General features: G+C 35.5%; 19 protein-coding genes and 1 tRNA gene. 5 read left to right on the top strand and 15 right to left on the bottom strand.

Translation table 11 applies throughout. From position 1 onward, the window contains the following. Positions 1 to 2: 2 nt before the first annotated feature. Positions 3 to 1328 carry an SWIM zinc finger family protein gene (locus tag JL102_RS12295; RefSeq protein WP_202244715.1) on the bottom strand — a complete coding sequence of 442 codons (1326 nt, stop codon included), beginning with the start codon at positions 1326 to 1328 and terminating at the stop codon, positions 3 to 5. A gap of 67 nt (positions 1329 to 1395) precedes the next feature. Here JL102_RS12295 and JL102_RS23815 point away from each other — a divergent pair, with 67 nt between their 5' ends. Then, positions 1396 to 1527 (top strand): hypothetical protein, encoded by a 132-nt coding sequence (locus tag JL102_RS23815; RefSeq protein WP_262896861.1) that lies wholly within the window; start codon positions 1396 to 1398, stop codon positions 1525 to 1527. A 141-nt stretch (positions 1528 to 1668) separates the two neighbouring features. Here the strand turns inward: JL102_RS23815 and JL102_RS12300 are convergent, their stop codons facing one another. From JL102_RS12300 to JL102_RS12325, 6 genes are all read right to left on the bottom strand, one after another. Then, positions 1669 to 2073 (bottom strand): hypothetical protein, encoded by a 405-nt coding sequence (locus JL102_RS12300; RefSeq protein ID WP_202244716.1) that lies wholly within the window; start codon positions 2071 to 2073, stop codon positions 1669 to 1671. A gap of 954 nt (positions 2074 to 3027) precedes the next feature. Then, positions 3028 to 4020, bottom strand: a complete 993-nt coding sequence (locus tag JL102_RS12305; protein ID WP_202244717.1) for a hypothetical protein — start codon at positions 4018 to 4020, stop codon at positions 3028 to 3030. A gap of 193 nt (positions 4021 to 4213) precedes the next feature. Further along, complete coding sequence (locus JL102_RS12310; RefSeq protein ID WP_202244718.1) at positions 4214 to 4492, bottom strand: hypothetical protein; 279 nt, start codon at positions 4490 to 4492, stop codon at positions 4214 to 4216. A gap of 75 nt (positions 4493 to 4567) precedes the next feature. Then, positions 4568 to 5098: a hypothetical protein gene (locus tag JL102_RS12315; RefSeq protein WP_202244719.1), complete on the bottom strand. Its 531-nt coding sequence runs from the start codon at positions 5096 to 5098 to the stop codon at positions 4568 to 4570. A 204-nt stretch (positions 5099 to 5302) separates the two neighbouring features. After that, entirely contained in the window at positions 5303 to 5917 is a 615-nt protein-coding gene (locus JL102_RS12320) for a hypothetical protein (RefSeq protein ID WP_202244720.1), read from the bottom strand. A 46-nt stretch (positions 5918 to 5963) separates the two neighbouring features. Next, on the bottom strand, positions 5964 to 6395 hold the full coding sequence (locus JL102_RS12325) for a hypothetical protein (protein WP_202244721.1): 432 nt from the start codon (positions 6393 to 6395) through the stop codon (positions 5964 to 5966). Between the two features lie 498 nt (positions 6396 to 6893). On the opposite strand from JL102_RS12325, the gene JL102_RS12330 reads away from it, so the two are divergent. Together JL102_RS12330 and JL102_RS12335 are read left to right on the top strand one after the other, a co-directional pair. Beyond that, the gene (locus JL102_RS12330; protein WP_202244722.1) at positions 6894 to 7049 is read left to right on the top strand and encodes a hypothetical protein; all 156 of its coding nucleotides are present in this window, start codon (positions 6894 to 6896) and stop codon (positions 7047 to 7049) included. A gap of 63 nt (positions 7050 to 7112) precedes the next feature. Continuing rightward, positions 7113 to 8504 carry a tetratricopeptide repeat protein gene (locus JL102_RS12335; RefSeq protein WP_202244723.1) on the top strand — a complete coding sequence of 464 codons (1392 nt, stop codon included), beginning with the start codon at positions 7113 to 7115 and terminating at the stop codon, positions 8502 to 8504. Positions 8505 to 8771: 267 nt separating this feature from the next. Here the strand turns inward: JL102_RS12335 and JL102_RS12340 are convergent, their stop codons facing one another. The 8 genes from JL102_RS12340 to JL102_RS12375 all read right to left on the bottom strand — a co-directional run bounded on the left by JL102_RS12340 (position 8772) and on the right by JL102_RS12375 (position 16938). Further along, positions 8772 to 9347 carry a hypothetical protein gene (locus tag JL102_RS12340; RefSeq protein WP_202244724.1) on the bottom strand — a complete coding sequence of 192 codons (576 nt, stop codon included), beginning with the start codon at positions 9345 to 9347 and terminating at the stop codon, positions 8772 to 8774. Between the two features lie 597 nt (positions 9348 to 9944). Continuing rightward, positions 9945 to 10811, bottom strand: a complete 867-nt coding sequence (locus JL102_RS12345; RefSeq protein WP_202244725.1) for a tectonin domain-containing protein — start codon at positions 10809 to 10811, stop codon at positions 9945 to 9947. Between the two features lie 212 nt (positions 10812 to 11023). Continuing rightward, positions 11024 to 11108: transfer RNA gene (locus JL102_RS12350), tRNA-Ser, on the bottom strand. A gap of 75 nt (positions 11109 to 11183) precedes the next feature. Further along, complete coding sequence (locus JL102_RS12355) at positions 11184 to 12926, bottom strand: DUF4153 domain-containing protein (protein ID WP_202244726.1); 1743 nt, start codon at positions 12924 to 12926, stop codon at positions 11184 to 11186. Between the two features lie 17 nt (positions 12927 to 12943). After that, a complete protein-coding gene (locus JL102_RS12360) occupies positions 12944 to 13903 on the bottom strand; it encodes a YihY/virulence factor BrkB family protein (RefSeq protein WP_202244727.1) in 960 nt (319 codons plus the stop codon). Continuing rightward, on the bottom strand, positions 13904 to 14311 hold the full coding sequence (locus tag JL102_RS12365) for an acyl-CoA thioesterase (RefSeq protein WP_202244728.1): 408 nt from the start codon (positions 14309 to 14311) through the stop codon (positions 13904 to 13906). Continuing rightward, positions 14312 to 15364 (bottom strand): endolytic transglycosylase MltG, encoded by a 1053-nt coding sequence (gene mltG, locus JL102_RS12370; RefSeq protein WP_202244729.1) that lies wholly within the window; start codon positions 15362 to 15364, stop codon positions 14312 to 14314. Between the two features lie 200 nt (positions 15365 to 15564). Continuing rightward, positions 15565 to 16938, bottom strand: a complete 1374-nt coding sequence (locus tag JL102_RS12375; RefSeq protein ID WP_202244730.1) for an aminopeptidase P family protein — start codon at positions 16936 to 16938, stop codon at positions 15565 to 15567. Positions 16939 to 17027: 89 nt separating this feature from the next. On the opposite strand from JL102_RS12375, the gene JL102_RS12380 reads away from it, so the two are divergent. Both JL102_RS12380 and JL102_RS12385 read left to right on the top strand, forming a co-directional pair. Next, positions 17028 to 17657 carry an L-threonylcarbamoyladenylate synthase gene (locus tag JL102_RS12380; RefSeq protein WP_202244731.1) on the top strand — a complete coding sequence of 210 codons (630 nt, stop codon included), beginning with the start codon at positions 17028 to 17030 and terminating at the stop codon, positions 17655 to 17657. Positions 17658 to 17680: 23 nt separating this feature from the next. Then, positions 17681 to 18319 carry a WbqC family protein gene (locus JL102_RS12385; RefSeq protein ID WP_202244732.1) on the top strand — a complete coding sequence of 213 codons (639 nt, stop codon included), beginning with the start codon at positions 17681 to 17683 and terminating at the stop codon, positions 18317 to 18319. The last annotated feature ends 46 nt before the right edge of the window (positions 18320 to 18365 follow it).

Raw genomic sequence — 18365 nt, forward strand, 5'->3', positions numbered from 1 at the left:
AGCTACAAAATGGTATATTGGTTATTTTGAAATATGCCTAAAGGGATCGCCTTTCCATCGCGAATAACTACCGCCATAGGGTGGGAAGCCGTGCCGCATATGGCCAAACTTTTTAGGCACTTGTCTATGTCATAGCCTTTCATAAGCGGCATAAGATAGTGATCATGATCTGCCATGAACCATGTATCATTTTTTAAGATCAATTTACTGTTATTTAAAATAAACAAATGATCATTAGACCATGGATTTTCCTTTATCAGTTCAGTCTTTTTGTGGTGTGCTTCTAACCAGTTTTCAGTGAAAGTAAAATCAGCATCAAACTTATCAGCAGCATTGGTTTGTGTTTTTATTACTGCCCGCTGTGGCTGCACGGAAGGAAAAAAGGCCAACTGCCCTTCTATATAACTGCCTGGTAATATGATAGATTCAAAAGAAGAAAAGCGTGTAGAGAAATTAAGAACTAATGCCTTTCTATTGCTTCTTTTACCTATCAGCCAGTTTCTTTGCGTTACAATATCATCATTGGTTTCTTCCAGCTGCCCTACTACCAGCCAATGGTCATCTACCACTTCAGCATTGGCATCAGCCAATAATTCTTTACTGGATTGGCTCCAGCCGGCAAGGGTTCTTATGGTGTATTGCCACTGTGAGTCATATTGATCATAATTCTTAATGGCTTGGATCAGTAGAAAAAGCTTTGAGATGAGCTTTAAGGATTCATCCTGCCAAACGCTGCCGTCTTTATAATTAAGCTGACCGAGTTCTCTCACCCAAAAAGCGAGTCCGGGAGCCTTGGCATCTACCATGCGAGCCGCCACTTTTTTAAAGTCTTTAGCAGATTTAAAAGAAAGCTCCAACAAGCCCATCCTTACCAGGTCTTTGAGCCAAAGCTCCAGCTCAGCGGCGCCTGCCTGTACCTGCTCTAATCGTTTAGCAACAGTATCCTTAGCGGCACTTTTAGCTTTAGTTTTCTTAGGGGCTTCTGCCGCCTTTTCCTGCCTTGCCTTACGACTATCCATCCAGGCGCTCACCCATTCCGGCTCCTCCTGTACCGAGAAATTTTGTTCCTGACTGCCGTATAAAAGCATTAACGCTATGGCATGCTTACAAGGAAACTGACGAGAAGGACAGGAGCATTTAAAAGCGATATCATTAAGATCAATTTGGGTGAGATGTGGATTTTTGCCACTACCTCTAATAGCACCCCAGATCACCCGATCACTTTTACCAAACGACTCCCACTTACTGTTTCCACTTAATTTTTTACCAGCACTAAAAGCTGACGCATTGGGAGCAATAGACTGGATTTGTTCTTCCGAAAAACTCAAGATAATAGGTTAATTATAAGGAGCGTTAACTTACAAGTTTTTGTTTTAAGAGCAAAGAGATTGAAGTATGTTGATGAGGGTTTTGGGCTTTGTGGATTGGTGGGAGATGTTGGAGGTGGGACACTATGTGGAGCGTGGGGGGAGCGGTGTTAGCCTTTGTTATGCAAATGCATCTCTACTTACCCGGCCAGAGGCCTAAGGAATAGTCGTCACGCGGCAAGAGCCGAGCAACTGTTGGATTGGTAATAATTTGGCGACAGAGGGCGAAATACCTTTAAGGAGTGTATTTTATGCGGCTTCGCATCCCTTACGTTAAGTCATTGAAGGTCAGTAAGTATGTTTACTTTAGATAAATGTCAGGTATTATACCATTAGAACCAACTCGAATATGAACCTCTATAGTGGTATCAAGAGATTTGGTATCTTCATAAGAGTATTCAGCATCACTTAATGTTCCCTGAATTTCATTATTCCTAAACAATTCAAAGTGAATGCTTAAATCTATGTTACATGCGTACTCGCTGAATTGACCCGGAAGAAAATTCCTCACAAAATTTATTTGAGCATCTACTATATCGAAATTAACTATTTCCGCATAGCCTCCAGATAAGTTTGATGGACCGTCAATAAGTGAAACTGGATCTATGTCACCATATTTCTTATTTAAATAACCTGAAAGCTCCTTATGTAATTTTTCAGAGTTTAATAATGTAGTTTTATGTAAAACAAAAGAAGGATTATTCATAATAATTATAGTTTGGTTTCATAATTAAATAAAAATACATAGGTTTTAACGTTAATCAACATCTTGTCAAATTATATGAATGAGAAAAGCATTAAACTAGCATTTAAGCTAATTCAATATCTAGATAAAAAAGAGAGAGCAAATACTGATGATATCACAAACCCTCACTTAGTTGATGATGATAGTTAAGATAGTTAAGAAAGTTATAAAATAATTTACGTAAGAGACACTTTAGTTACAGAAGGTTATGTAAGGTTTTTAGGTAAGGACAATTATTTTATTTCGTTGACAGCTAAAGGACGAAGGCTTTCAAAAATTAAAAATGAGACTGAATTCCTTGATTTTTTAGAAAATAGCGAGCAGATGCATCCAAGGTTAAAAAATGCTGTTGAAAGCAGTATTCTTATGGAAAAAGAGAATAAAGGTCTTCATAATTTAGTCAATTCTTTGCCTGACAACTTACGGCACGAAAAAAGTTCTACCAAAGACCACTTATGAACTAAAGTCAGTTCATGGGTTAAACCTATCTTAATCAGTATTATTGCCCCCCTCGTTCCCGCCATGCTCTGCATGGTGGAAGTACTTTATATCATTAGCCCGCTATCTTTAGTCTTACCGAAGGGCGACTAAGGATTTGTAAATACCACGAGTGTCTCTGACACGGTAAATTTGGCACCATTCATTTATATAATTCAATTTTCAACATGCCCTGCATTCCAGCATAGTAGTACTCTGGCACCGCCTGGTCATCGTCCACTCAAATACCTGACTGATTTCTTATGTTATAAATGCCTGACAGGTAATGAATTTAAACAATAATTGCTTAAAAGGATATGATTTTGTTGCTTAATACCGTGCCAGCGGCACTAGTTACCATTAGAAAGTTCGTAGTCGCAGACTACGAACAGCTAGGGCTCTTGGAGGAGAGAAAATAACTAATTCATTTTCTCAATCCTATTCATTATTTTTAGGTATGTAATATGGTTTTAAATATGATCCTTCATGAGAGTTCAAAAAATCATTTACTTTATGCTCATACTCCTTAAATTCAATTAGATAATTCTTTAAGTAAGCTGCCAATTCATTACTACAGTATACCTTGGAGTAATTCAAATTATCAACATATTTATCAGAATCTATGCTTATTTCTGATTTTGCTTCATATGAAGAAATACAATTATTCTTGTAAAAATATAATCTTTTTGATTCAAGTTTTTGTGTGGAATCATTGTCATTTAATCTACTAAATTCGAAAACATCTTCCCCTAATTTTAATTGATCAACATATTGAAGATGCCCATTCCATAGATAGAAAGTAGTCTTTTGATATTGCATTGGCATAGACCAATAATATTTTCTTCCTTCATTCACACTATGTCCAGTCTCAACTACTATTTTTTGTAATGAATCCCTTTCATCAAAAAAATAGGTTCTTCTACTGTTATTTGTGTATCCTATTAATTTAAAAGATTCATCTCCTTCAAAATCATAATATAACTTATGATAATCATTATGTCGCAGTTCTCTTGTTCTTAAATTTTTATAAAAACCATACTCAAACCTGTTGATTATATCTACATATGAATTAGGAAAAACCATTCTATTAAAATTACTATCCCTCTTAGAAATGTCTGAAACACGCCTATTAATTAACACCTCGAGTGAATCAATATTAATATCTCTAATTATATTAAAGCCATAATTATCAGTTTGCAATTTTTTTGAACTAGAAACAATCAAAGGAGCAACAGGCTCACCTCTCATCGCTCTCACAGCATTCCCTAATTCCCTAGAAGTCATTGACCTTAATTCATTCTCACTATATCTTAATAATAATGAATCCCTTAAGGTCAATTTATCTTGAGATAATAAAGGACCCGACAACACGAATAAAAAAAAGGTCACAATTTTCCCTGAATTTTTTAAATAATATAATTTCCCTTTCATCAGTTTCAAATGCATATAATCAATACTTGTCCGCTCAAATGCCTGACTGATTTCTTATGTTATAAATGCCTGACAGGTAATGAATTTAAACAATAATTGCTTAAAAGGATATGGTTTTGTTGCTTAATACTGTGTCAGAGAAACTAGTTAGTATGGGAAGGTTCGTAGTCACAGACTATGGACAGCGAGGGTATTATTCCGAGATTAGTCTTAACTGTAAATTGATCTTTGCATTAGCCGCAGTATTATTTATGAGTGCCGGTAGAAAATCATCTTTGACTTGTAGGATACTGGCCATGATGTTTTTTTTCATGTCGGTTTCTAGTCCTTTGTCTTTTTCTACGATTTCTTTCACTTCCCGTCCTTTTTCATCCCAGAAATAGCGCATTTCCCGTATATCAAATGAATTAAAATGTCCATTTTTGTCTATAACAAAATTGATATTGAACATCATGTCGTTATATTCGAGCATGCCGTAGTCAAAATTTGCCAATATTCTGTCCGTGAAAAATCTCTCCAGGCAAAAAGCGTCACAAGGGTAATCCTTTTACTCTTTTAATATTGGCAATACATCCAATTCCCTTAATAAATACGTATCGTTTTCCGGAATCATTTTGTTATCAGTGAGTTCCGGCACATTTTGGCTGTGTATCTCATTCACCCCCAGGTGTATTTTGGCGTTTGGAACGTCTTCTACCTTTTCAAGCTTAAAGATCAGATTGGAATGGATGTAAAAAACATTATGGTCATGTATTACAAATTCTCCTACATAATTATCGCAAACCAAATATTTTGACTCCTCAAGGTCATATTTAACGTCGCTAAATCCAAAAACCTCCGGTTTATTGGTAGAAAAAATGTGGTCAGAACTAAATTCCATCATCAAACCATTTACCCCTTCAGACAGATGTTGTCGTTCACTTTTATCAAGCCCTCTTCCTACAAAACTCATATAGGTCCAGCCATCAATGCGCCATTTCCCTTCTAATAAATTGCTTTGTGCTGGTGTCTGGCCGAAGCAAGTAAAACCAGCGATAGAGATTATTGCTATTATGATAAATAAGTTACGTTTTGGCATGAATATTTTTCAGAAAAAGTAGATGAAGTGGCAAGTTATGAAGAATATATTTCGAGCAAAAGATTCCCCAGGGCAATCTTTATTACCAGAGATAATTCTGACAACTCATATCGAAAAAGGAGTTTGTCAGCATTCCGAAAAAAGTAAATTCATTACTTCAACATGATCGTAGCATCCAGCTAAATATATTTACTGAAAATGTTTTCATTTTTTATCCTTATAAGATTCACCCAACAGAAACTTGATTCCATTTGACATATTTTCCACCATATTCGGTAAGGCTGGCAACTGTCCCGTTTTAAAATACACAATTAGGTTTCGGACAGTAAAGACCGTTCCTAGAAAAAATAATGATATCCCTAACACTATCATCAAACCACCAACTAATCCCATTGCAATTCTTTTAGCAGTACTATTACCACGTCCAATTATATAAGTATCATATATTTTTAATTTTTCAATAGTTCCCTTATTTCCTATCTTATAAGAAGCAATAACATTTAAATCATTCACATAAATGGGCAATAGAGTATAAACTGATTTTTCATCATCAATTTCTGCTAACTTTTGAATCAATTTTATCAAATGAATATGCTCACCATCTATTAAATAATAAACCTTTTTATAATTTCTATTATCTAGTTTTACATCGAACCGTATGTAATTCCTATTAGTTTGATTTAAATAATCTACATTAATTGATTCAATGTAGGACTTTTTTAAATCAACATCTTCTTCTAAAAAAGCTTGCTTTAGTAACCCAGGTCCTAAGAACAGAGAGGTTCCTACAGTTACTCCTAAAAGGAATAAATATTTCAATATGTACTCAAATAATCTCAACTCAATTAAGGATTCACATTATAAATTATTGACTTAATTGAATATCATCAGGTAAAGGCAGATTCAAAGTCTCAAAATATTCCTCCCATGTCGATTCTAATTCATTAGGCATAACATCTTCTCCAAACCAATTTTCAGCTATCTTAATTAAACTTAATCGTTGATATGCCAATAGCTCGGAGGTTGCTATGCTTACTTCCGAACTTCCACTCCTAGAAAAAATTTGAAATTTATATCCCTTATAATAACCAAAAGTCTTCACCAAGTATGCATTTGTTAATTCATTTTTATCTATAATCGACACAAAGCCATCTTCAGCCTTTTCGTAATAAAATTGTTTCAAGGGACAATCCTTACCAATCCATATTAAAATAATCTTGTCATCATCATCCCTTATTGTTTGAATCATCAGATGAAAACCTTTGTATTTGGTATATTGACCATTTCTAAAAATCATTCTTACATTTAATCTACTGGAATAAATTTATTTTTACTTTTTGAAAATACTGCTTTTAAAGTTTCAGTTTCGCCAGATGAAACCCCCGCCTGGTCATAGCATCCGCTACGATCCAATTATAGCTTTAGCATCCGCTCAAATTCTCCCCTTATCCGTATATCTATTACATACTTCAAAACTAATCGAGCATTGTGGCTTCAGGCATCTATTCACAAGCTTCATCCTGTAAAATTTATTTGAAAAATTTTTAAGAAAATTCAATCCACTAGTCAAAATACAAGCCTCAAACACCTCCATTCTCCAATTCTAGTGTTTATATCGCCGTCATCCAAAAGCTTATTTACACGTAATGTATCTTATTTTTTTGAGTAAATAGAATGATAAAACTGCGAACTCAAGCTACAGATCGAATCACATTCAAATACATAATTTCTATAAATAACTATAATTTTATATATTGTCCCTTTGAACGTTACAACTCTTAAAATTACATCAAATATGAAAATATTAAGAATACTCTCTCTTGTGGCCATGTTAGCTGGTATGTTTTTTATGAATGCCTGCTCTGACCCATATGATGAGATTAATAAAAATAAATTATCAACTGATCCTGCCACTTCTGATGGCAGGGGTATAGATGATAGAGATGATTAAATCATGCTCTCGTTAAGCACTTTGCACTACTAGCCACATTTCAACCTATTTAAACCTAACCTAATGAAATCCTTTAAACTAAATTTCAAAATCCCGCTGGTCATCTTTCTTCTATGTCTCTGTTTCGTCTCATGCAATACTGAAGAAGAAAATATTACAGAAAAAAGCCTACCTAAAGATGCCACATCGTTAGAAGCTCTTTTGAAAAATGATGAGCTAACGGTAGACACTCGCTTGGCGATATATTACGAGTTATACAAAACCAATAAAAACTCGGATCCTCAGATAGCGCAAGCCAACATAGAAAAACTCATTACTTTAGCCGAAACTACTAACAATCAAGTATACCAAGGTAAGGGAGAATATGCCAAGGCGGTATTGTTAAGAAAGGGGGGGAATTATCAACAAAGCGTAATTCATTACCTCAAGGCAGCAGAACTTTTTAAAAATACTGGTGACCTACTTAGAAAAGGAGATGCCAGCAATGACATAGGCTTTATTTTTCTGAAAATTGAAGGGTACGACCAAGCCATTCCATATTTTGAACAAGCTGCCAAAATATTCGAAACAGCTAAAGATTGGAAACATTTGTCATTAGTACATTCTAATATTGCGGTTTGTTATACCAAAACAAATGAATACGAAGCTGCCCGGGCTTCAGTTGATGAGGCTAGACAAGCTATTGAGCACTTGAATAAAGTCGATGTAAATGAACTCTCCTATTTAGACATCCAAAAAGGAGACATTAACTACTATGATGAAAAATACGATGAAGCTATCAATAATTATATCCAATCCATCTCCTATCAAGGAATCTCAAATGATCAAAAACTCCTAACCTATTACAATCTTATCAATGCTTACATGTATAAGAAAGATTTTAAAAACGCTAAAAATTATTTAAGCAAAGCAAAAGAGCTTAAATCCTCATTAGAGTTAGGTGTATACATGCTGGTAAAAACAGGTAATATTGAAGGTGAGTTTTATCAATTACAAGGCAACCACGAAAAAGCACTGGAAATCCTAAACAATGTAGTTGCTATTGCAGATGAAAATATAATCAACTCCTATTATTCTAACACATTAGAATTAATATCGAAATCTCAGAGAGCATTAGCTAACCAAAGCGGCAAGGTGAGTATAGACGATATATTTAAAATAGAAGACCTTCGAAGAAATCAAGAACAACTAAAGTCAAAAATGGCTGATCAGCTGGATTTCAAGAAATTACAGGTTTTACTAGACACACAAATTCAGAAATATTACAGAGACATAAAACAGGCCAAAATTGATCAGGAACGGTCTACTATCATTAAAATTGCCAGTGCCTGCATTGCCGTATTCATTTTAACCCTCTTAGGAACTACTCTGTATATTAGAAACAAAAAAGTGGTTTATGAGACCCAAGTCAAAAAGGTGAGAGCCCTCTTTAATGAGAGTGAAAGTGACCGTTAAAACAGAATATACAGAGAAATGAACGTTTAACTTAATTTCAATTTTGGTATTTTAAATCCATATACCCGCCTGGTCGTAGCATCCGCTACGATCCAATTATAGCTTTAGCATCCGCTCAAATTCTTCCCTCATCCGTATATCTATTACATACTTCAAAACTAATCGAGCATTGTGGCTTCAGGCTTCTGTTTATATTATTCTGAGCAAATGCTCTTGCACATGGTAGGTCGTAGGACCGCTGCGCTTAACCTAGGAACAGAGGGATAATTAGCGAGGCTTTAAACCATTACCTTTTTCTTCCTCCAGAAGAAGATTTACCGGAGGGATTTTTGTTACAACATTATCCTTTACAGCTTCAGCTTGTGCTTCGGTTAAGTAATCAAATCGAATTAGATTTTTTGGCGGAAAATTAGACCATAAATAACCTTTCTCATCATAGCTTAATTTGCTGAAATCCCTGGTTTTAAATTTCTGATAAGCAATATCACGCCACACATTCATATATGCTTCTCTAAGCTTAGTATAAATGTCACTGATGACGCCGAATTTTTCATTAAAAATTAAAGGATCAGCAAATAAAACAACTTCATATGAAGTCCCCTCAGCGTTTGAAAGGTAACTATATATTGTAGATTTTAACCCTGAATTATAAATTTCATCATTTAAATAAATACAACCATCAGAATCAACATACAAAACCAATTTATGTGTATTTGAATACTCAGCAATAACGTCATTAAATTTTTTTGATGAGTTTTTAAACTGACTAAAATCATTAACCTGATTAAGACACTTTGAGTCACAGCCTAATTGAATTAGACATGCTGTTAAAATTATAAACATATTTTTTATCATTTTTTTCTGATTAGGATACTCAAATTCCGCTTCACTTTAGTCTTTTCAAATAGCTTTTGAGTTCCTTCTAAGAGTTGAGGAATCTGTACTTATCCCTATATCTATTACATACTTCAAAACTAATCGAGCATTGTGGCTTCAAGCTTCTGTTTATATTATTCCGAGCAAATGCTCTTGCACATGGTAGGTCGTAGGACCGCTGCGCTTAACCTAGAACAAGAGGGAAAAAGAAAATGAACACCTGATTGATTTCTTATTTTGTAACCACCGGACATGTTATGAACCTAAACAATAATTGCTTAAAATGACAAGATATTGTTGCTTAATACTGTGTCAGAGACACTAGCTACCATTGAAAAGTTGGTAGTCTCAGACTAAGAAATACTAGGAATTTATTATAAAAGGAAGAGAAAACATTCAAGACAAGGGTACATGACACCCGAACAATTTAATAAACAAAACCAATATAAATGTGATTAATTTATTGTCTATTTTTTTGTTGCAAATCCAGTGAGAGAGACTTTAATATAACGGACGCGTTATGGCTACGTGCAAACGCGTCCGAGAATGGATCAATGTTTTGTCCTATTGATATCTATATATCGTACCTCCATCCACAATTACCCAGGGACTATCATTGGTATAAACAGCTATTTGCTCAGCCTTTTGAGCACCAGCTACTTCTACCCAGTCATTTTTAAAAAAATCAAACCAATAAACTTTTCCATTTGTTCCTGTTGCAAATAATTCAGTTCGATTTGCAGCAATATCCTCAACTCTTCCTCCTAAATGTTCCCACCTAGATGATTGATATTTCCATACCCTATCACTTGAATTTGATATTATAGGAGCTCCAGAATAATCAACCGTAATTCTGCTAACACTTGATGATCCAGGCACCTCAGTCCACTTATCGCTATAGTAATCATATTTAAACACTTTGTGATTAGTTCCTACGCAATATAAATCTCCATTAGCAGAAACCTCAATATCTAAAGCCTTACCCGCTAACTTTTTCCAACCATTATTACCTGTATTTGGATTGTCACGGAACCAAATTTCCTTACTGTCATTTGTTACAAATATTCTACCCCATGAATCCACAGTTATGGAGGATGCGTTTTGCGAAGATGCATCTTCTTGCCAATCATTATTAACCCAGCGATACACTTTTCCATTACAACCTATAGCTGCTATATCACCCACAGATCCGATAGCAATATCCTTTGCGCAGCCTGGTAATTTTTGCCATTTTCCCCCACTTACTCTAAATGTATTTCTTTCTTCGATTTTTAAATCAGGTAGAGGTAATGGATAGGGTACAATTTGAGATCGATGTGAAGTATTTCCCTGTCCACTCGGTTTGATTTCAGTGTCATTACATGCTGAAAATAGAACCATATTTAAAATTATAAACATTACAACTTTAAATTTCATTTTTTTTAATTTCATGTTTTGTATTTTGGTTTAAAAGCGCGAATTTAAAAATATGCTGCTATATAAAAATCTATTTTATAAATTTTAACTGTGACCGAATAAAATAAGTGAAATCAAAAGAGGCATTTCGTTAATATGATAAACTGTAACTAACAAGCCCTAATAACCTAAAGCGAGATCTCTAAAACAAAAAAGCCTTCAAACTTACGCTTGAAGGCTTTTAGTTGCAGAGGAGGAGGGATTCGAACCCCCGGTACCTCGCGGTACAACGGTTTTCAAGACCGCCGCATTCGACCACTCTGCCACTCCTCTATGTTGTTTTGCCGGAACTGATTTCCAACAGGACTGCAAATGTATACTATATTTTTAATTACACAAACTGTTCGTCTATTTTTTTCCTTTTTTCTTAAAAAACATATTAAATCCTAAGCCTTGCACTTCATATTGACCATCCGCATCTCGTCGCAAACTAACAGACAGAAAATAAATCTTAAATTTAATATCGTCATTTTCTCCCTCCAGCATCAATTGATCTGGCTCCATATCATAGCTACCCCCAGAATGTTTTTTCTTTAGCTGCGTAATAAAAGGCTTTAAATTTATCGAGGTCTTTAGAGAATCAATCACCAGATTTTCCCAATCTTCAACCTTAATTGGGCCAGAAGAGCCTACCTGACTACAACTTAAAAATTGATCATAATCTCCTACATTGAGATAATAATTCTGCTTAATACTGTAATATGAAAAAGCACTTGCCATCGTACTATCTCTCTGCCACTCATTCACATAGTCAATCTCATATTCACGAAGTAACACTTCTGCATAGCCACTGTAATTATGATCATACAATGAGTCTACATCTGCTTTGAAATAAGGTTGTAAATGAGCCAGCTTTCTACGGCGAGCCAGGTAATGAATCACAGAAGACACATCTTTTCTCTCATTAAATGATAAACCTCCTGCTTCGGCCTTTTTTATTAAACCCTGAAATCGGTTTACCTGATTTCTTGCTGACCACCCAAATGCTCCCCAAGGACCAAAAGAAGACAGCAATATGACTATAGCCAGACTGAGGGGCACTATCTTGATGTTTTTATTTTTAAAAAACGAAAAATAGACAGCCATTCCTAACAGCCAAAAATCCAATAAATATAGAAAATACCTATTTTCTGTAAGACCATACTCATCTACCCTGCGATAGATGGCTAAAAATAAAACTACTACCAGTGGTATCAGCGAAAAGAAAAACCATCTAGAAAAAACCCTTAACCAACCTCTTTCCCCTGATTGAGCCAGCGGATATATGAGTAAATATGACAGAATCCCTAGCACAGCATAACTTATGAAAAGATAGCCTAACCACCCTCTTGGCCAGTCCCAGCTAATCAATATCTTTATAGTGTAGATATAAAGAATTAAATTATAAATGCCCACTAAAGGTATTAGTATGTACTGCGTGAATACAGAAAGGCCCTTAGAAAAGGCTTCTTCGTCAGCATAGAGCTCTTGCTGCCGTGGCATGCCTCCAAGAAAATAAAGCATAGAAAACAGACCTGACACAACATAAAACAACTTCAAATAGAGCTTAGAGCTAAAGTTAATATCAAAAAGCTTATCAAGTGCTAATAAAGCCAAAGCTAATCCCATGTATATAACCATGGCAAAAAAGAAGGCTGTAACTATCTGCAAAAAGAGATTTTTATTATACCTCCAAAACCCTTCTTTACCTTTTACTAACAAAAAAGGCGCGAATGAAACCATTAAATGGGCTATGATTCCGAATAAAATATATCGAACCCAATCTACCACCTGCAGATCGGCTGACATAACGGAATAATATATCACCAGACACACTACCCCCAGTGCTCCTAATACGTATTTCCAAAACCTCTGCCCAAGGCTTTCAGCCATCAGCTTGAGTGCTGTAAAATAGGCAATACCGAGAGAAGACACCATTATAAGCCTCAAAAAAGTATTTTTAAGCTCTGTGCTTTCAAAATCCAGATCCACAAAATAGCAAGAAGCAAAAACAGCGATGCAACCACTGATAACAGCCAAAGGAAAACGTTTAATAGTAGCATATACCATTGCTCCCGTCTCCCTGATATTAGGAGTTTTTATTGAAATCATAGTTTTCTAATTTTGTTTTACTGGATTTTTGACGCGTCTATACCAGCTATTCTATAGGCATGATGAATACTGGCATTGATCTCATAACCCACCAGCAAAACCACTGATAGTAATTCCTGCCAGATCATCAGCGCTATAAGCACGCCGAGCGATCCGTACAATTTATTGTAATTAGCAAAATTTGAAACATAAAAAGAAAACCCATACGTAACGGCTATACATAAAAACGTGGCCACAAAGGAGCCTACACTAAAAAAACGCCAGTTATAATGCACAGAAGGCCCAAAATAATACATAAATGATATGGCAAGAAAAAAGACCATAAACAATACCAGAAACCTTATAAGGAAGAATACATAGATCATAAACTCTTCAATATCCAGCCACTCCACATTATTGACCATGTCTATTATAAAATTACCGATAACCAGAAGTACGCTAGCTAAGATCAAAACTACTGCCAGCATAAGAGTTAGTCCTGTGGCCACCAGCCTCATCTTAAAATACCCCCTTTTATCAATAGTCTTATAGCACGAGTTAAAAGCTTTCATTAGAGACATCATGCCATTTGTAGCCAGCCATAGCGAAAATAACACACCAAATGTCAATAGCCCTCCTCTGGTGTTAACCACTATATCATCTACCGTAGAATAAACCGTCTCATACATATTTGGAGGTATTACATCCCCAATAAACTGCATTATATTAGCTCTACTTACGCCTGGTATTATTTCATGTAAATAAGGGGTGAGTGTGAACAGAAATATAATACCTGGAAAAACAGCCATAGTAAAATTAAAAGCTACCCCATTGGCCCGCTCTATGACTTCATCTTTTGATAGTTTTTCTATAAAAACAATGATTACCTCATATAAGCTCAGCCCCTCATACCTCTTAAATTTAATTCCTTTTAGGAGCTCAATAAAAGCTTTATAAGTTTGAGATCTGACTATTAATCTGGTAATTCGTTTCTTCATCTAATCAAAGAATGGGCTTAATAACTTATCCATAGCCTCAGGCATACGGCAGGGCCTACCAGATTCCATATTAACAAAAACCAATGTAGTTTCGCCCTCATGTATTAATTTATCGGATTCGTTATAAATTTCATAGTGAAACGCAATTCTCACTGTAGGCTTTTCCTTGATAGAGGTTTTTACAGTAAGCTGTTCATCATACTTACCAGGAGCTATGTATTTGGATCGGCACTCCAATACAGGCATCATCACCCCTTGATCCTCCAGCTCCTTATAGCTTAAACCAAGACTTCTTAAACACTCTACTCGCCCTACCTCATAATACGTGGCATAGTTACCATAATACACATATCCCATCTGATCCGTTTCTGCGTACCTTACACGTACTGTTGTGCTATGCTCAAACATTTAATTCTGATTATTAAGTCTTGCTTTTCTTTGCTCTATAGATAACTGCCTTTGATATCTTTTGGCATTTTTAATATGCTCACTGTAGGTAGCCGCAAAATTATGGTAGCCAGAAAAGTCCTCTTTAGCGCACATATAAATATAGTCGTGTTTTTCATAATTAAGAACCGCATCCAGAGAATGAATGGTAGGCATATTTATAGGTCCGGGAGGCAAGCCGGCATACTTATAAGTATTATAAGGAGAATCTATTTCTTTATGCTCATTAAGCACTCGTTTCAATCCGTAATCTCCAGAGGCAAAGACTAGCGTTGGATCTGCCTGTAGAGCAATACCTTTTTTCAGCCTGTTCATATAAAGCCCCGCAATTTTACTACTTTCATCTCTTTTCACACTCTCTGCCTGTACTATAGAAGCAAGAGTAGACACCTCTAAAGGTGTAAGGCCGATGTTCTTAGCTTTTGCTTTGCGCTCTTCATTCCAAAACTGCTTATACTCATAAAGCATCCTTTCAATCAGGCCTTCACCAGAAATATCATAATACACCTGATAAGTGTTAGGAATAAAAAGGCTGATGACGTTATTTGAATTGAACCCTTCTTTATTATTCTCAATAAACCTTTCCAAAGCCTGATTAAACTCTTCTTCACCTACGGCTAAATGCGAGGTTAACCGCTCAGCCAGCTCACTTTTTAAGCGAATGTTTGTAAAGGTAAGGTTTACCGGAGCCTGCTTCCCAGATCTTAGCAAACGGACAGCCTCTAAATTGGTCATATTACCCTTTAATCGATACCTACCCGGTTTTAAATTTTCATCATACTTCATGAGCTTAGCCAAAAGGCTAAAGGAAACCATATCACTGACGTATTGATGCTTATGTAATTTATCCTGTAAGCTTTTAAAAGTTTCATCTTCGCTTACAATAAATATACGATCATCCTTCTCCACTAAAATATTCGGAGTAAAAATAACCTGATACGCATAAAAGGTAAACGATGATAAAAGCACCGTAAATATGAGGAGGAAGATTACAAATATTTTTTTATTTCTCATCTCTATCTATTGCATTACTATTTCAAACTTCAAAGATACCCAAATTACCCTAACACAAATAAATAATTAAAATCATAAATCTATTTAGCCTAAGCTCTTTGATATATAGAATTCACACAACTTCTTCTAACTAAACAATACATTAAAAAAGGGAACAGCTTTCACCATTCCCTCTATTAAATGAATTGCCCTCTATCTCATCAAGAAAAAGATGCTTCTCTAATCGCTTCTATATCTTTAATTTCCTTCGCTAAAGGCTCTCCTAGCAAGGTATGTCCCTCTTCATCTATCACAAAATCATCCTCTATCCTTATTCCCCCGAAGTCTCTGAAGTCATTTAGCTTATCATAATTAATAAACTGATCAAATTTCTTTTCTTTACCCCAAAGATCAATCAGTTCTGGAATAATATAAATACCTGGCTCAACCGTTACTATATTTCCTGCTTCCAGTTCTTTGCCCAGCCTTAAAGATTTTAAGCCAAATTGAGTGCTCTTAGGCTCATCATAACCTACAAACTGCTCTCCCAGATCCTCCATATCATGCACATCAAGCCCCATTAGGTGCCCCAGCCCACATTGAAAAAACATAGCGTGAGCTCCTGCATCTACCGCCTCTGCCGTATCTCCTTTCATAAGACCTATCGTCTTCAATCCATCCACTAATTTGGCACAAGCTGTCAAATGCACGTCCTTAAATTTCACTCCTGGCTTAAGCATGTCAATAGCTGCATTCTGAGAATCCAGCACAATCTGATATAAATCTCTTTGCTCTGATGTAAATTGCTTACTTACAGGAAAAGTTCTGGTTAAGTCGCCCGCGTAATGACTAGAAGCTTCTGCACCTGTATCACAAAGAACCATATCTCCCTCTTTCAAAGTGTTCCCATAATAATGATTATGAAGAATCTGACCATTGACAGTTATTATAGCAGGGTAGGCCAAAGTACCACCAGCTCCTACTGCCGTCCCTTGCACCATGCCTACTAGCTCATGTTCCTTCATACCAGGGCGAGCATTCTTTATAATTTCCAGGTGCATCTGCGCACTTATGGTCACAGCCTTATCTATTTCAGCTACTTCCTCTTTTGATTTGATAGATCTCTGTTTCACTACAGCCCTGATCAACTCTTCCGAAGGAGCTACTTTTCCAAGCCATGATTGCAGCTTAACTGTATTTTCAGGTCTGTAAGGAGGTAATATATGAACATTTCTACCGCTAGCAGATTTAATATACTCTTCCACCTTAGACAAAGGCAAACTTTTGCTTATCCCAACTTCACTAGCCAGCTCCTGAACAGTAGGTTGAGGCCCTGTCCACACGATATGATCAATGCTCAAATCATCTCCAAATAACACTTCTTCTCCCGAATCTACATCGATAATAGCCATCACATCAGGTATGTCTATGCCTATATAATATAAAAAAGTACTATCCTGCCTAAAAGGATACCAGTTATCCTTAAAGTTGACACTACTTTCCTGGTTCCCCATAAGTACTATAATGCCTGATTCTACATTCTTTTTTAGAATATCTCTTCTTTTGCTATAAGTATCTTTAGAAAATGCTTTCATTTGATGTTTTTAATATTACTATTAGCTCAAATAAACCATAATCCCTTCAGATATCGCAGTCTTAGCGTTATTTTTTTTATTTTTGTCATATGCCCGCAGAATTTATCAAGCTCTACGAAGAAAACCCTGAACGCCATAAAATAGAGCACATCGTAGAAGTATTAAAATCAGGAGGGGTAATCGTTTACCCCACAGACACCGTTTACGGAATTGGTTGTGACCTTTTTAACCGTAAGGCCATAGATCGAATTTGCAAAATCAAATCTATCAAACCCAAAAACCTCAATCTTTCCTTTATATGCCATGATATTAGTGACATTTCTAATTATGTAAAGCGAATGGACACTCCTACTTTCAAGGTGCTCAAAAAAGCTCTTCCGGGGCCTTTTACCTTTATTCTGGAGTCTAACAGCAATGTGCCTAAAATATTAGATGTCAATAAAAAAACAGTAGGAATTCGTATTCCTGATAACAATATCACCCGTGGTATCGTACAAATATTAGGCAACCCTATAATCACATCATCTATAAAAGACGATGATGAGATTTTGGAATACACTACTGATCCTGAGCTTATTTATGAAGACTTTAAGCATCATGTCGACATTATAATAGATGGCGGATTTGGAGGCAACATACCTTCTACTGTAGTAGATTGCACACAAAATGAATTTGAAATAATACGAGAAGGACTCGGCAATATTAATGATTACGTATAATAAAATCTGACAGACTTTATTGAATGAGCTCAGTATTATTAGATCTACATTACTTACCTTCACTGGAATATTTTTGTTGTATAAATCAGTTTGATAATATCATAATAGAACAAGAAGAATATTTCGAAAAGCAATCCTACAGAAACCGGTGCCACATCTTATCTGCCAATAAGGCAGAAAGACTTGTAGTGCCAGTAATAGGAGGCAGAAAAAAGATCAAGGTAAAAGATATAAAAATTGATTATTCTCAAAAATGGCTACTGAACCACATTAGAGCAATACAATCGGCCTATGGCAAGGCTCCATTTTACGAATACTTTATAGATCACTTTGAGGAAATTTTCCAAAAAAGAGAAAAATATCTTTTTGACCTTAATTTAAATTTATTAAAAATCTGCTTGAAATTTCTTCAGATAAATAAACCGATTACGTTCACAAATTCGTATATTAAATACTCTGAAGCAAATATAGTAGATTACAGGTCAGCCGTACATCCCAAAAAGGACTACAAAACCAACTTCATATATCAGCCTCAGGAATATCCTCAGGTGTTTGGCGTGAGTTTTGTGGAAAATTTAAGTATCATTGATTTACTATTTTGTGAAGGACCTAATTCTAAAAATATCATCAACCAGTCCACGCGACTAAAAATGAACATTTAGAATTAATTTTTCGTTTTTACAAAGAATAAATTATCATCTGTATGGT

It is taken from the genome of Fulvivirga sediminis, assembly GCF_016757215.1.
Lineage (GTDB): Bacteria > Bacteroidota > Bacteroidia > Cytophagales > Cyclobacteriaceae > Fulvivirga > Fulvivirga sediminis.

Coding starts and splice junctions, on each gene's coding strand:
- JL102_RS12300 (WP_202244716.1), bottom strand. CDS start 2,073: ATGAATAATCCTTCTTTTGTTTTACATAAAACTACATTATTAAACTCT.
- JL102_RS12310 (WP_202244718.1), bottom strand. CDS start 4,492: ATGCTCGAATATAACGACATGATGTTCAATATCAATTTTGTTATAGAC.
- JL102_RS12360 (WP_202244727.1), bottom strand. CDS start 13,903: ATGAAGAAACGAATTACCAGATTAATAGTCAGATCTCAAACTTATAAA.
- JL102_RS12345 (WP_202244725.1), bottom strand. CDS start 10,811: ATGAAATTAAAAAAAATGAAATTTAAAGTTGTAATGTTTATAATTTTA.
- JL102_RS12355 (WP_202244726.1), bottom strand. CDS start 12,926: ATGATTTCAATAAAAACTCCTAATATCAGGGAGACGGGAGCAATGGTA.
- JL102_RS12340 (WP_202244724.1), bottom strand. CDS start 9,347: ATGTTTATAATTTTAACAGCATGTCTAATTCAATTAGGCTGTGACTCA.
- JL102_RS12315 (WP_202244719.1), bottom strand. CDS start 5,098: ATGCCAAAACGTAACTTATTTATCATAATAGCAATAATCTCTATCGCT.
- JL102_RS12335 (WP_202244723.1), top strand. CDS start 7,113: ATGAAATCCTTTAAACTAAATTTCAAAATCCCGCTGGTCATCTTTCTT.
- JL102_RS12305 (WP_202244717.1), bottom strand. CDS start 4,020: ATGAAAGGGAAATTATATTATTTAAAAAATTCAGGGAAAATTGTGACC.
- JL102_RS12330 (WP_202244722.1), top strand. CDS start 6,894: ATGAAAATATTAAGAATACTCTCTCTTGTGGCCATGTTAGCTGGTATG.
- JL102_RS12375 (WP_202244730.1), bottom strand. CDS start 16,938: ATGAAAGCATTTTCTAAAGATACTTATAGCAAAAGAAGAGATATTCTA.
- JL102_RS12385 (WP_202244732.1), top strand. CDS start 17,681: ATGAGCTCAGTATTATTAGATCTACATTACTTACCTTCACTGGAATAT.
- JL102_RS23815 (WP_262896861.1), top strand. CDS start 1,396: ATGTTGATGAGGGTTTTGGGCTTTGTGGATTGGTGGGAGATGTTGGAG.
- JL102_RS12365 (WP_202244728.1), bottom strand. CDS start 14,311: ATGTTTGAGCATAGCACAACAGTACGTGTAAGGTACGCAGAAACGGAT.
- JL102_RS12325 (WP_202244721.1), bottom strand. CDS start 6,395: ATGATTTTTAGAAATGGTCAATATACCAAATACAAAGGTTTTCATCTG.
- mltG (WP_202244729.1), bottom strand. CDS start 15,364: ATGAGAAATAAAAAAATATTTGTAATCTTCCTCCTCATATTTACGGTG.
- JL102_RS12380 (WP_202244731.1), top strand. CDS start 17,028: ATGCCCGCAGAATTTATCAAGCTCTACGAAGAAAACCCTGAACGCCAT.